This window comes from Bifidobacterium erythrocebi (genome assembly GCF_012932675.1).
Lineage (GTDB): Bacteria > Actinomycetota > Actinomycetes > Actinomycetales > Bifidobacteriaceae > Bifidobacterium > Bifidobacterium erythrocebi.
Genome location: NZ_JAAIIF010000018.1, coordinates 77,399 through 91,468, shown reverse-complemented (window position 1 = coordinate 91,468; position 14,070 = coordinate 77,399). Strand labels below are relative to the sequence as shown.

Sequence of the window (14,070 nt, the reverse complement as noted above, 5' to 3'; positions counted from 1 at the left end):
TTGGGATGTCCGATTCACCCGAAAAGGACATCTGCGGGTACGTACGAGTGCTTGGGATGTCCGATTCTGGTGAAAACGACATCCAAATCTTGCGAAACGTATCTTCGTTGACCGATTCGGGAGAAAAGGGCGACCAGGTCGTGCTGCGGATATCTCTGATGACTGATTCGGGCGAATCGGACACATAGGGTGCTGGATATAGGGCGTGGATGTCCGATTCTCCAGAATCGGACAAACGGTGTGGGCGGGTGGAGTAGGATGCAGCGGCTATACGCCCAGATAATCCAATCGGTATGCGATGAGGCATTTCGACGAGGCCGCCGGGGTGATGATCGTCGTGCTGTTCACTGTGTCGGTATCTGCTGCGTCCGCGTCGAGGTTCACCGATGTCTGGTTGGCGGATCCCGTCAGACATTGCATAGTTTGCTGTCTGGTCTTCGCGCCGATGGAAAAAGCAATGCTGAGGCTCCCTTTGCCTAGGCAGAATACCGTCAGCTGGTATGTGCCGCTGTTGTGCAGCTCCTCGACGTTGCGGGTGGATTGTACGTTGAGCGCGCCATCCGAGCCGACGGTATAGCCTGGGTGCGCTTCGCCAAGGCTTATGGGATTGCCATCCATACTGCTCGCCGCTTTGTTGAGTTTGGCGATGTCGGAGGAGCTGAAATTGGCTTTGGTTTGTGGATTGGTCTGTGGATTGGCCTGTGGATTGGCCTGTGGATTGGCCTGTGAAGAGGACTGCGTTGCTGATGGGCTGCCGGGGTGGGCGCTGCCGTGGAACATATCGTGAAACATGCTGGGAAACGCGCAATATAGGCAGACGCAGATCGCACAGATCGCAGCCAGCGCTATGCAAGCAATCGCTTTCCAGGTGAGCCTTCTGCGTTTGCTGGGTTCGGGTTGCTGGGTTTGGGGAAATGCAGCCATCATAATCTCCCTTGATTGAGGCTGAATGCTTGCCCAACATTTTAGTGAAGATTTGCGATTGCTGCCCAAAAACATGTTGTCTCAAGCAACATATGTTGGTGTGCGTGTAGTGCGTGTCGGTACAAGGCGGATCGTGACGAAGTGCGACGGCTTGTGATTGTCTTTCCGATGCAGCATGTTCAGGTTGCCCAAACCGAGGTGTCAAGAGCGCACAGTAAGAGCGCACGTCAAGGCTGAACGCAAGAACGGCGCAATCCTATTGGCTTTTATAAAACATATTGGTTTTTATTAAAACAAAACGATAACGGTGCCGCGTGTGCCACTGTTCCCCTCGCCTACATTAGGCAACCGAGATGAGGCAACCGAATTGGTCCAACACAAATCAATCGTCAACAAGATGGAGAGAGGGGATAGATAATGTCGGATATCGCATGGAATTGGCTGGCGCTGGGCGTCGCCGTGGTGCTGTTCGCGGGCCTGGCGTGGCTGAGCATTTCGAAGAAAGCCGGATTCACGCCGCGAGTGCTGATCGCGACCGCTTTGGGAATCGTGTTCGGAGTGGTGTTCAAGGGGCATACGGATTTCGTGAGCGCGGTGGGGTCGGTGTGGTCCAATGCCATCACTGCCATTGTGGTGCCGCTGCTGTTCTTCAGCATCGTGTCCAGCATCACCAACCTGGGCGAATCCGTCCGGCTGAAAAGCATCGGTCTGAAAACGGTGGTGTTCCTGCTGCTCAACACCGCCACTGCGGCGCTCATCACGCTGGGCATCGCGCAGTCGATCCATCTTGGCCGCGGATTCAAATACACGCTGCCGGGCGATTACAAGCAACGCGATGTTCCCGCTGTGCTTGACACCATCGTCGCACTGTTCCCGCGCAATATCGCGGACAGCTGTGTGAACAACCAGGTCGTGCCGATCGTGCTGTTCGCCATCCTGATCGCGGTCGCCTACAATTCCGCCAACGTGACGGCGAAAGCGCATAATGCGATCGCACCGTTCAAAACCTTCATCGACGCCGGCAACGTGGTGCTTTCCAAGGCGACCCAGCTGATCGTCGGCCTGACCCCCGTACGCGGTTCTGGCTCTTATCGCGGCCGCGGTGAGCAACAGCGACCTTACGACCCTGCTGCCATTGGTTGCCGTGTTGCTTGTGGCCTATGCGGCCATGCTGCCGCAGCTCTTCGTCGTACAGCCGCTGCTGCTTGCCGGATTCACGCGACTGAACCCGATTTACTTCCTCAAGGCGTTCTGGCCTGCGGGCGTTGTGGCGTTCACTTCGGAAAGCTCGATCGGCACCATTCCGGTGACGGTACGCCAGTTGCGTGGCGCCGGCGTTCCGGGCGACGTGGCCTCGTTCGTGGCCAGCCTCGGCGCGAATCTCGGCATGCCCGGTTGCGCCGGCGTGTGGCCGGTGCTGCTGGCCGTGTTCGCGGTGAACGCCCAGGGACTGCATTATTCCGTGGCGCAATACCTGTTCCTGGTCGTGCTTGCGGTGCTGGTCTCCATCGGCACTGTCGGCGTGCCGGGAACGGCTACGATCACCGCGACCTCGCTGTTCGCTGCCGCAGGGCTTCCCGTGCCGTTCATCGCGATCACGCAGCCTATCTCGCAGATCGCCGATATGGGACGTACCGCACTGAACGTGGCGGGTGCGGCGAATACCGCGGTGATCGTGGCGAAGACGGAGAATCAGCTTGATGAGGATCTGTACTACGGCCGTAAGGAGTTCACCGAGGACGAAGAGGCAGAGGAAGTGGAAGCGGCGGAAGCTGCGGAGAACGAAGAGAAGTCTTCGCTGCAGAAGTTGGGCCTTTCTGAGGGCAGCGTTTCGCTCAGCATTTCCCCGAACGACGCGCTCGCCGGTCAGGGCGAGGATCTGTGCGGTATTCACGCTCATCCGAAGCAGTGAGGGGATGCGTTAGCTCCTGTGTGAGCCCCAGCATGTGATCCAATGCGTGATGCTTGCGTGCGTCGCGGTTCGATTTCGGAACGGAACGTTGAAGCGCGGTGCACGTGGGATGGGGCGCGCTTGGGTGTGGAGGAAAGCGCACGATCTGCACAACGATGGCTGGATGCGAAAAACCGGACCCCGCAGGTTCCGGTTTTTCTTGTTCGTGCGAGCGGGGGAGTTGAACCCCCACGATGCGCTCATTGCCCTTTGCAGGCGGCGCGGCTATCGTGCTTGCGGTGTGCTCTCCGGATGGCTGCTGACCGGTGGCGCACCTGCTTGTGGCATAGTCGCCGAGGGGTTGCCTGCTGTGGGCGTGCCTACGGTCTGGAGGATGGGGACGAGTTCTGCGATGGTGGCGGCGGGATGCCAGCCATCCATTCCCTGCCGCCATACGGGGGTGGTGCCGGTGAGTGTACCGTCGGCGGCCATGCTTGCGAGCTGTCCGGTGTCGAGGGGCCCCGTGGGTGTAGGACCCGCGGCCACGTAGTAGCCGTTTGCGGCGGGCGTGGCCCCGGTTCCCGCAGCGCGCCTGCGTTTTCTGCGTACGTGCGTTACGGCCAGCGCGATTCCGCCGAACAGCGCGGCCGTCAGCACGGCCGGGCCGCCGATTACGGCCGGCACGAACCATGGCGGCAGAAGCGAACCGTCCGATTCGTCTGCTTCGTCCGATTCATCCGACTTGGGCGGCTTCGACGACGGCCTGCCATACTCCGCCTTCACATCGTCCCAGCCGCCCTCGCGGTCCGCCTTGTCTGCCGTCGCCGTCGCGGAATACTTCATGCAGTCCGAGCCTCCGTCCTTCCGGCATTGCTCGACCTTCTTCCAAGCCTTTTTCTCACGTTGGGCTTCCTTGCCAATCAGCCTACACAGATACGAGCATTCGATCTTTTCCCCTTCAGGAGAGAACGGGTCGGTGTCGAACGCTCCTCCCTCTTTCCACATGTCATGGAAACGTGTATACAAGCCTTTCGTCTCCTCATGCTCCTCGCTGGCTTTCACCGCCCATTCGAGCAGAGGGTTGATGTCCGGGTACGCGGTCGGATCCATTCTCAACAGCTTTTCCAAGTCCACCTCGCCGAAACCGCGCTTGTGCTCCGGATCCAGCTTCGCCTCGCCGGAATCGTTGCCTTTCGTGTTGCGCACCAGCGACTGCAATACCTGATTGCCTGTCGCGTCCGGCCACTTCTGGAGTACTAAAGCGAGATATCCGGTCAAGTCCGCCGTGGCGCTCGACGTGCCACCCTCCGCAAAGATAGTCTCTTTCGAGTCCGTCTGCCCAGCTGCCGGGATACCGACGCCCGGACTTAGAATCGACACATTTCCGTCCATTGTGTCCGACACCTTCGAGATGCTCCCATCCCGGCCGATGGAGTTCGTCGTCACCGTACCGGGGAAATAGTTGGTACTCAACGGATTACCCACCAGATCGTACAGGCCGGGGTCTATGTCGTTGTTGCGTCCGCTCACGAGGATCACGCCATGCCGGATTGCATGCAGAGCCACCGGACCATGAGAATCGTTGAAACCAAAATCCCCGTATGACATGTTGACTACACGGGCTCCTGAGTCGACGGCGTCGGCCAACGATGTCTCAGGCAAATCGGCATATTGTCCATCCTCCGCCACGCATTGGTGGCCGAGCGCGAAAATGCCACTTGTAGGGCCGGCTTTAGTGAAGCTATGCGGATATGCGATGACATGCGCATCCGGGGCGATGCCCTGATAGCCTATGCCATCGTCATATCCCTTCCCGTTGCCCGCGATCAGACTGACCATGACCGTGCCGTGCGTGTTGTAGAAGCCGTCCGACGTGGACAGCGTCACATCGCCCGGCTTGTGCATCACACGCGACGAATCGTATTCGTCCTGGCATGAGGTTCCGGTCTCCAGCGCGAGCCGATACTCCACGTCCGCGCCCTGCAACGAGGGATGGTCGGCCACGACCTGGGTGTCGATCACCGCGACAGTCACGCCTTTGCCTGTGATCCCCGCGGACCACGCGCCGCGCACGCCCATGTCCTCGATACGCCAATCCACGCCGTCGTCCGCCAAGGCCGACGGCGCGCACAAGCCCACGCACGCCACCGCGACCGCTACAGCGGACAGAGTTCTCCTCAGATGTCTTCCCACCATCATGCCCAAATATCCTCCGTCTTTGGGAACGGGATGCCCACAGCGGCTCCCTAGGCAAGGGTAAACGGCACGACATGCTCCGGCAAAACCGCCGTCTCACAGTGTCCGTCATATGGGACGGCTCCGTGCCGCTTTCCAAGGAGTGGTGTGGAGGAAATGGCGTGATGGCAAATGGGGCCAATGGCCGGTGCGAATCAGCCCTTCGAACCGTTCTCGTAGAACTTCGCGAGCGTCTCGTCGCGGAATTCCTCGAAGTAGCCGCCGTCGATCGAGGCGCGGATGTCGTCGAGCAGTTTCACGAAGAATCGTTCGTTGTGGATCGTCGCCAGCGTGAATCCGTTGAATTCGCGGGCGCGCAGCAGATGTGTCACGTGGGCGCGCGTGTAGTGCGTGCAGGTGTAGCAGTCGCAACCCTCCTCAAGCGGACCGAAGTCGAACTTGAACTGCGCGCGCTTGATGTTGTAGCGTCCGTGGCGTGTGAAGATCGCGCCGTTGCGGCCGCAGCGGGCCGGGGCCACGCAGTCGAAGGTGTCTCCGCCGTTCTCCACGCAGGCGAAGATGTCGTCCACCGCCGCGATGCCGAGCACGTGGCGTGGCCTGTTCTCCGGCATCTCGTCGCAGATCCACGCACAGGTGTCGCCGATGATGCGTTTCTCGATCGCGCCGCCGATGCCCACGCCGTCGAAGTCCAGCGAGGCGATCTGCGAAGCCGCACGTCTGCGCAGATCCTCGTAGTTCGCGCCCTGCACCACGCCATACAACGCCTGATACGGCTTGCCGAGCCGTTCCTCGGTAAGCCGCTTGTGCTCGGCCACGCAGCGTTGCGCCCACCGGTAGGTGCGTTCCACGGACTGTTCCTGATAGCCGCGCGTGTTCATGAGCGTGGTGAGCTCGTCGAAGGCGAACATGATGTCGGCGCCGAGCTTGTGCTGGATGCCCATGGAGATTTCGGCGGAGAATCGGTGCTGGTCGCCATTGAGCGGGGATTTGAACGTTACGCCGTCCTCGTCCACCCATGCCATGCGTTCCTTGCCTTTGGCGATCACGTCATCGGATTTCATGCCGGAAACGTCCATGGCGAGCGTCTTTTTGAAGCCCACGCCCAGCGACATTACCTGGAAGCCGCCCGAATCGGTGAAGGTGGGGCCGTTCCAGTTCATGAATTTCGCCAGGCCGCCGGCCGCGTCGAGCACGTCTTCGCCGGGGCGTTCGAACAGGTGGAATGCGTTGGCGAGCAGGCATTGCGCGCCAAGGTCGCGCATCTGCTCAGGCAGCACGGCCTTCATGGCCGCCTGGGTGCCGACTGGCACGAAGGCGGGGGTGCGGATGTCTCCGTGCGGGGTGTGGATGATGCCGGTGCGCCCGTAGCGTGCGCCGTTACGCCCCTTGCCGTCTGCGGCATCGGGCAGGCGGGTGATGGTTTCGAAGGAGAATGCGCTGCGATCGCCGGGTTTGCCGGGTTCCGCGCCCAGAGGGTGTTCCACAAGATCAGTCATGCGTTTCACTTTAGGCGAATGGGCGATACAACGGCGCGACCGGGTGCGGCGGGTTCGTTGCGCTGTTGGCCGATAAGCGCATGATGGGCGGTCTTGCAAGGTTTGCCGGCGTTCCGTGCGCATTATGCCGGTGGCGATGAAGGCGATGGGGAATACTGTTTGCGGATTTGAACGTGGCTTCCAATAAACGTTCAGGAAACATCCAGAACAGGTATCTTTACTCTTAGGTAGCAAAACGCGTTGGCGATGAAACTGCTGAAGGTCAGCAGCGGCCAATCGCATCGTCAACCCTCTAAGGAGCGAACATGGCTGAAGAGCAGAACTCCCCGAACATGCAGGATGATCCGCAGGCCACGCAGCATATCGAACCTGCGGCGACTACGCAGGATGAACAGAACATCGCATCAGCCGCGCAGGGCGAGGCCGCCCAGAATACGCAGGACGCGCAGACCGATGCCGCACCGACCGAGCCGATCGCACCGGTGAACGAGCCGTCCGCCGACGCCGAACAGACCACGAACTTCGCATCCGCGCCGGCAGGCAACGCCGCCGCGCCCGCCTACGGCCAGTATCGCCCCGCTCCCGAATACGGCGCCTATGGCCCCGTTCCCACCCAGCCGGCCCAGCCTACTCAGCCGATCCAGCAGCCGACCCAGCCGGTGCAGACCCCGCAGAACAACGGCAACCCGTTCCTCGCGCCGAACCCGTTCGCCGGCCAGCAGAATCCGAATGCGCAGAATCCGAATGCGCAGAGCCAGAACGGCCGCCCCACGCAGCGCTTCGGCATCTTCGGCGGTGCCGTCCCGCCGGTTCCCCCGCAGAACGGCATGGGCGGGCAGAACGGCCAGCCTGTCGCGCCGATCAACGGCAAGAAGCACAACGGCACTACGACCACCGTGCTCACCGCGGTCATCGCGGCGGCCCTGTCCGCGGCCCTGTGCCTTGGCGTCGGCTATGCGGCGATCACCAGCGGCGCGGTGAAGGTGCCCACCACAAGCTCCATGGCAAGCATCAACTCCAGCGAATCCGGTTCGGGTTCCGCCACCGCAAAGTCCGGCGAAGCGCCCAACTGGCAGGCCGTGGCCAAGCAGGTCTCCGGTTCCGTGGTGGCCATCCAGGCCACGCTGAGCAACGGCATCGCCAAGGGCTCCGGCGCGATCATCAGCACCGACGGCGATATCGTCACCAACAACCATGTGATCTCCGGCGCGCAGAAGATCCTCGTCACGCTGAGCAACGGTCAGATGTACTCCGCCAAGGTCGTGGGCACCGACACCACCACCGACCTCGCCGTCATCAAGCTTGAAAACCCGCCGAGCGACCTGAAGGCCGTGAAGTTCGCCAACTCCGACAAGCTCGCCGTGGGCGAGAACGTGATGGCCGTCGGCAACCCGCTCGGCTACGACGACACCGCCACCACGGGCATCGTCTCCGCGCTGAACCGCCCGGTCACCGTGATGGATGATGACAACAACAACATCGTCACCAACGCCGTGCAGATCGACGCGGCCATCAACCCCGGCAACTCCGGCGGCCCGACCTTCAACGCGGCCGGCGAGGTGATCGGCATCAATTCCTCCATCGCCACCGCGGGCTCCTCGTCCTCCGATTCCAGCTCCTCCGGTTCCATCGGCATCGGCTTCGCCATCCCGTCCAACCTGGTCAAGCGCGTGGCCGACGAAATCGTGAAGAACGGCTCCGTCAAGCATGTGGCGCTCGGCGTCACCGTCAAGACCGATACGGTCGAAGCCGACGGCGTGACCCGCGCCGGCGCCCGCATCACCTCCAGCGCCACCGGCAACGCCGTGGTCAAGGGCGGTCCGGCGGACAAGGCCGGCCTGAAGTCCGGCGACACCATCGTGGCGTTCGACGGCCATGCGGTCAACAGCACGTCGTCCCTGCTGGGCTTCGTGCGCGCGGCGGCCCTTGGTGACAAGGCGACGCTCACCATCGTGCGTGACGGCAAGACCATGAACGTGGACGTCACGCTCGACCAGCAGGAAGACAAGGTCAACGGCTCCAACCGCACCGAGTCGAACAACCAGAACCAGTACCAGAACGATCAGAACGGTCAGAATGACCAGAACGGTCAGGGCGGTTCCGGCGACGGTTCGGACGGTTCCGACGGTTCGGACGGTTCCGGCAACAGCGACGGCTTCCCGTTCAGCCTGTGGTAAATCCCACGGGCGTGTCGTGCCAGCCAAGCCGTAAACGACTGGGCTGGCACTGGCAAACCCCAGCAGGCAGAAGGCCTTACGGGCTTTAGCGATACGTGCCTTGTGCGATTTCCCCGGAAGTTGCGCAAGGCACGTTGCGTTGATACGCTGGAACGAACCCGGCTGCGAAACAGCTGGAACACAACTGAACAACAACTGAAAATGGCAATCTTTACGCCGTGTATCGGACCGTACGTTGAGCGCATATGCGCCGGCAATGCAGCCGATGGGTTAACAAGGCGTGACGCAATACTCCGCGTTCGCGTACCTGAAACCCTTGTCACCCCAGCGAACCGGAACCGATGCAGCGTAAGGAGCAATGATGAAACGTATATCGTCATTCTTTACCACAATCCTCAGGGCATGCAGGCTCGTACCGATGCTGCCCATCACCGTGATCGCGGCCTTACCCGTGGCCCTGCTCTGGAACACGCGGCCCTGGAAGGACTTCTTCTGGAGCGTGAACCCCTCGATCGGCCAGTGGATCGTGATCGCCCTGGTCGTCTACACCGTGTTCGACTCCCTCAAAGGCATGATCGAAGACATCCGCAAAGGCTATGTCGGCGTCGACGTGCTGGTGATCGTCGCGATCCTGTCGACCATCGCGGTACGCGAATACTGGGCCGGCTGGGCGATCGTGCTCATGGTGTACTCCGGCGAGGCGATCGAGGAATACGCGCAGGACAAGGCCAAAGGCAATCTGACCGCGCTCATGGAGGCCGTCCCCGTCATCGCGCACGTGGTGAACCTGCCCGGCATCGGCTCGAACGCCAAGCACGTCAACGGTTCCGGCTGGCAGAGCACCGCAAGCGGCGAATTCCGCCCCGTCTCCGAAGCGGAACTCGACGAGATCCAATCCTCCGGCTCTCATTTCGAAACCGTGCCGGTCGAGAACGTGCGCATGGGCGACGTGCTGGTCGTGCTGCCGGGCGAAACCGTGCCGGTCGACGGCGAGCTGCTGTCCGACTCCGCCACGCTCGACCTGAGCAACATCAACGGCGAACCGGTGCCGCGCGAAGTGTTCGCCGGTGCCCGCGTGCTGTCCGGTGCCATCAACGGCTCGTCCACGCTCACCATGCGCGCCACCCAGCTGGCACGGGACTCGCAGTACCAGCGCATTCTCGAACTCGTCTCCTCCGCGCAAAGCTCCCGCGCCACGGTCGTGCGCGTGGCCGACCTGCTGGCCGTGCCGTTCACCGTGGTCTCGTTCCTCATCGCAGGATTCGCGTGGATCTTCTCCGGCGTGCCGATGCGCTTCGCACAGGTGCTGGTCATCGCCACACCGTGCCCGCTGCTGATTGCGGCCCCCGTCGCCTACATCGCCGGCACGGGCCGTCTCGCCAAGTCGGGCATTCTGATCAAGGCGCAGGAAGTGCTGGAAACCCTGGGCCGCGTGAACCATATCTTCTTCGACAAGACCGGCACGTTGACCGTGAAGAAGCCGCAGGTGGTGCGTGTGGATATGCGCGACGGTGCGAAGGCCGACGGCATGACCGGCGACAACAGTCTCGACGAGGATGTGATCCTGCTGTCCGCGGGCGTGCTGGAAACATACTCGGTGCACATTCTCGCCCAGGGCATCGTGAGTGCGGGCAAGGATGCGATCACACGACTGGCCGAACGGTACGCCGGCAACGGCAGGCATCTGCCCGGTTCCGACTGGGACGGGCATGACATCGAGCACCCCGTGGTCAAGGGCGTCACCGAGGATTCCGGCAAGGGCCTGAGCGGCATGGTGAACGGGCGTAGGATCCGCGTCGGGCGCTACGCCTACGTCACCGAAGGGGAGCAGGGTGTGCCGGACAATGCCGCCGACGTGTTCACCACGCCGCTGGCCGCCGACGAAATGGCCACATTCGTATCCGTCAACGGCCGGCTCGCCGCGCGCATCGTGATGAAGGACATCCCGCGTGCGAATGCGAAGGAATCGTTGGAACGCCTGCGCTCCCTCGGCGTCAAGCGCCTTTCCATGCTCACCGGCGACAAGGCCGCATCCGCCAACATCATTGCCAAGGAGGTCGGCATCGACGACGTGCGCGCCGAGCTGTTCCCCGAAGACAAGCTCGCTGCGGTCAGGAACGCCTCCGAGGAGGAGCCGCCCGCACAGCCGTGGTGGGATCGCCTCATCCAGAAGCTGACCGGCGAATCGATCACGCGCTCCATCACCATGATGGTGGGAGACGGCGTGAACGACGCCCCGGTGCTGGCCTCCGCCGACATCGGCATGGCCATCACCGACGGCACGTCCACCGCCGCGTCCGAGTCGGCGCAGGTGGTCATCATGAACGACGATATCGCCTGCGTGCCGCGTGCGATCGCGATCTCGCGCCGTACCAAGCGCATCATGCTGCAGTCGGTGGTCATCGGCCTGTCGCTGTCGATCATCGCGATGCTGTGCGCCGCGTTCAACCTGATTCCGGTGGTGGTCGGCGCGTTCCTGCAGGAGGCCATCGACGTGGTGAGCATCCTGTGGGCGCTCACCGCCCTGGTCGACAAGGACTGAGCGGAACCAGCGAGCGGCATCAGCGAGCGGTGCCGGGTAATGCCGGGTGGCGCTGAGCGATACAGCAATACCAAGTAGTGCCAGATAATACGAAGGGCACGTCCATGCAACATGATGGACGTGCCCTTCGTGCTGGAGTGCGGCCTGCGATGCCGGTTACCGGTTACAGCGTGGAGGCAGGAGAGATCTCGCCGGCGATGGACCGAGTCATCCAGTCGGCGAAATCCTTGCCTTCCACGCCCTGCGACAGCAGGAACATCACCTTGGCGTACGCGGCCTCAAGCGTCATATCGCCCGAACCGATCGCACCGGCGCGCGCGATGGCGTCGCTCACCTCATAATGCCCCAACAGCACTTCCGCCTGCTGGCACTGCGAGGCGATGATCACCGGCACCCCGTCATGAAGCGCATCGGCGATCACATCGGTCAGCCCCGGCTCGTCGCTCGGAACATCACCCACGCCATACGCGCGCAGTATCGCAGCTTCCGGGCGCGGCGTGAGCATCGCCTCAAGACGTGCGGCGGTAATGCCCGGAACCATGTCGATCACGGCCACATCATGCCGCGTGTACGGCTTGGGGTTCTTCCAGCCCTCGCCAGCCAGCGTGGCGCCGGCATACCAGTGCCACGGCGTTCCGGTGCGTGCCAGCGGGCCGGTGGACGGCGCGGAAAAGCCCTCGAACGCCCAGCTTGACGACTTGCTCACACGATTGCCGGCGAACAGATGATGGCCGAAGAACAGGCCCACGCCGTGCATGCGCGCGCTCATCGCGGCGTTCAATGCGCCGGTCACGTTCGCGGTGGCGTCCGACTCGATCTTGCCCAGCGGATGCTGGGAGCCGGTAAAGATGATCGGCTTGCCGAAATCGGTGAGCGCGTAGGACAGCGCGGCGCTCGAATAGCTCATCGTATCGGTGCCGTGCAGCACCACGAACGCGTCGGCCTCATCGCGGTGCGCGTTGAGATCGTCGATCATGGTCTGCCAGTTCGCAGGCGTGGCGTTCGACGAATCGATCAGCGGGTTGAGCTCGGTGAACGAGAACAGGCTGCTGTCCATGTGCGCGTCTTCCAGCAGACGAAGCAGCCAGCCGCGCATATCCGCGCCCGGTACCAGCCCGTTCGGCGAATCGATCATGCCGATGGTGCCGCCGGTGTATGTGATGTGAATGCGCAAGGTCTACCTCCTTGGAGTCTTGTCGAAGTCTTTCTGCCGTTTCCTGCCGCCGAATCGCAAGTGGACGGCGGATTTCGTATTCCGCCGTCCACTGTACCGCCGATTCGGATGATCGGCCTATCGCCAATCGATTCCCTGCCGATCGGCCGGCTTTACTTGCCGGGGGTTTCCGTGGTCTCCAGCACGTCGGGCACATCGTTGCCGTTATCGTCCAGCATCTCGTCCATCAGATTGCCGTCGATGCGACCGCGCACATAGAACCAGCCGGCGATCATGGCCACGACCACCACCGCGAACATGGCCAGCGTCCAACGGCCGGACGCGCTGGTGAGATTCGACAGCACCACCACGGCGAAGAACACCAGCGAAATGTAGTTCGTGTACGGCGCTCCCGGCATGTGGTACGCGGGGCGGGTCTCCTCGCCGGCCTTGACCTTCTTGAGGAACGCCAGGTGCGTGACCAGAATGGCGGCCCAGGTTCCGGCGATGCCGATGCCGGCCAGGTTCATCACGATCTCGAACGCGTCGCCCGGCAGCACGGCGTTGAGCACCACGCCGATCAGACCCAGCGCGGACGTGATGATGATGCCGCCGTACGGCACGTGATGCTTGTTCATGCGGGCGGCGAACTTCGGGCCGGAACCGGCCACGGCAAGCGAGCGCAGGGTGCGGCCGGTGGAATACAGGCCGGCGTTCAGGGAGGAGAGCGCGGCGGTGAGCACGACCACCTGGATCACGTCGCCGGCGTGCGGAATGCCGATGCCGGAGAAGAACGTGACGAACGGGGATTCGTTGGCGGAGTAGGCGGTGTACGGCAGCACGAGTGCCATGAGCACCACGGAACCCACGTAGAACACGAAGATGCGGATGATCATCGAGTTGATGGCCTTGGGCAGCACCTTCTGCGCGTCCTTGGCTTCGCCGGCGGCCACGCCCACCATTTCGGTGCCGCCGAAGGCGAACACCACGCCGAGCGTCAGGGCGAATACGGTGGGGATGCCCTTCGGGAAGAATCCGCCATGCTCGGTGATGTTGGCGATGCCGGCGTGGGAGGAGCCGACCGGGGCGCCGGTGACGATGGCCCAGATGGCGATGACCATGAACGCGATGATCGTGGCCACCTTGATGGCGGCGAACCAGAATTCCGCTTCGCCGAACATCTTCACACTCAGCATGTTAAGCACGAACACGACCGCCAGCGCGCACAGTGCTAGCAGCCATTGCGGTACGTTCTGGAAGGCCTTCCAGTAGTGGAAGTACACGGCCACGGCGGTGATGTCGGCCATCACGGTGACGGACCAGTCCAGGAAGAACAGCCAGCCGGTGATGTACGCGCCCTTCTCGCCCAGGAACTCGCGTGCGTACGAGACGAACGCGCCGGAGGAGGGGCGGCGGATCGCCAGTTCGCCCAGCGCGCGCACCATCAGGAACGCGAAGATGCCGCACACCGCGTAGGCGAAGGCCAGGCCGGCGCCGCCCAGGGACAGTCGACCGCCGGCACCCAGGAACAGGCCGGTGCCGATGGAACCGCCGATGGCGATCATCTGGATATGACGCGGCTTCAGGTCCTTGGCGTACCCGGAGTCGCTTTTGTCTTGCTTGACCGCGTTGCGCGGTGTTGCGTCGCTCACTTGTTGCTCTCTTTTCTTTCTTCTTCTGTGTTCTGTTGC

General features: G+C 62.4%; 8 protein-coding genes and 1 pseudogene. 4 read left to right on the top strand and 5 right to left on the bottom strand.

Annotated features, from left to right (window positions below; all coding sequences use genetic code 11):
• Positions 1–267: 267 nt before the first annotated feature.
• A complete protein-coding gene (locus G1C98_RS08680) occupies positions 268–927 on the bottom strand; it encodes a hypothetical protein (RefSeq protein ID WP_169080815.1) in 660 nt (219 codons plus the stop codon).
• Between the two features lie 414 nt (positions 928–1,341).
• On the opposite strand from G1C98_RS08680, the pseudogene G1C98_RS09400 reads away from it, so the two are divergent.
• Positions 1,342–1,938, top strand: a pseudogene (locus G1C98_RS09400) (dicarboxylate/amino acid:cation symporter); the annotation flags it as partial.
• Between the two features lie 88 nt (positions 1,939–2,026).
• Complete coding sequence (locus G1C98_RS09395; protein ID WP_335341306.1) at positions 2,027–2,836, top strand: dicarboxylate/amino acid:cation symporter; 810 nt, start codon at positions 2,027–2,029, stop codon at positions 2,834–2,836.
• A gap of 264 nt (positions 2,837–3,100) precedes the next feature.
• Here the strand turns inward: G1C98_RS09395 and G1C98_RS08670 are convergent, their stop codons facing one another.
• Positions 3,101–5,014, bottom strand: coding sequence for a S8 family serine peptidase (locus G1C98_RS08670; RefSeq protein WP_169080814.1), 1,914 nt, complete (start codon positions 5,012–5,014; stop codon positions 3,101–3,103).
• Between the two features lie 191 nt (positions 5,015–5,205).
• Positions 5,206–6,507: a tRNA guanosine(34) transglycosylase Tgt gene (gene tgt, locus G1C98_RS08665; RefSeq protein WP_169080813.1), complete on the bottom strand. Its 1,302-nt coding sequence runs from the start codon at positions 6,505–6,507 to the stop codon at positions 5,206–5,208.
• Between the two features lie 305 nt (positions 6,508–6,812).
• Here tgt and G1C98_RS08660 point away from each other — a divergent pair, with 305 nt between their 5' ends.
• Both G1C98_RS08660 and G1C98_RS08655 read left to right on the top strand, forming a co-directional pair.
• Positions 6,813–8,684, top strand: coding sequence for a S1C family serine protease (locus G1C98_RS08660; RefSeq protein WP_169080812.1), 1,872 nt, complete (start codon positions 6,813–6,815; stop codon positions 8,682–8,684).
• A 361-nt stretch (positions 8,685–9,045) separates the two neighbouring features.
• Positions 9,046–11,226 (top strand): heavy metal translocating P-type ATPase, encoded by a 2,181-nt coding sequence (locus tag G1C98_RS08655; protein ID WP_169080905.1) that lies wholly within the window; start codon positions 9,046–9,048, stop codon positions 11,224–11,226.
• A gap of 163 nt (positions 11,227–11,389) precedes the next feature.
• Here the strand turns inward: G1C98_RS08655 and G1C98_RS08650 are convergent, their stop codons facing one another.
• Both G1C98_RS08650 and G1C98_RS08645 read right to left on the bottom strand, forming a co-directional pair.
• Positions 11,390–12,400: an asparaginase gene (locus G1C98_RS08650; protein WP_169080811.1), complete on the bottom strand. Its 1,011-nt coding sequence runs from the start codon at positions 12,398–12,400 to the stop codon at positions 11,390–11,392.
• 152 nt (positions 12,401–12,552) lie between these two features.
• Complete coding sequence (locus G1C98_RS08645; protein ID WP_169080810.1) at positions 12,553–14,031, bottom strand: amino acid permease; 1,479 nt, start codon at positions 14,029–14,031, stop codon at positions 12,553–12,555.
• Between the last annotated feature and the right edge of the window lie 39 nt (positions 14,032–14,070).

Coding starts and splice junctions, on each gene's coding strand:
- G1C98_RS08680 (WP_169080815.1), bottom strand. CDS start 927: ATGATGGCTGCATTTCCCCAAACCCAGCAACCCGAACCCAGCAAACGC.
- tgt (WP_169080813.1), bottom strand. CDS start 6,507: ATGACTGATCTTGTGGAACACCCTCTGGGCGCGGAACCCGGCAAACCC.
- G1C98_RS08670 (WP_169080814.1), bottom strand. CDS start 5,014: ATGATGGTGGGAAGACATCTGAGGAGAACTCTGTCCGCTGTAGCGGTC.
- G1C98_RS08660 (WP_169080812.1), top strand. CDS start 6,813: ATGGCTGAAGAGCAGAACTCCCCGAACATGCAGGATGATCCGCAGGCC.
- G1C98_RS08655 (WP_169080905.1), top strand. CDS start 9,046: ATGAAACGTATATCGTCATTCTTTACCACAATCCTCAGGGCATGCAGG.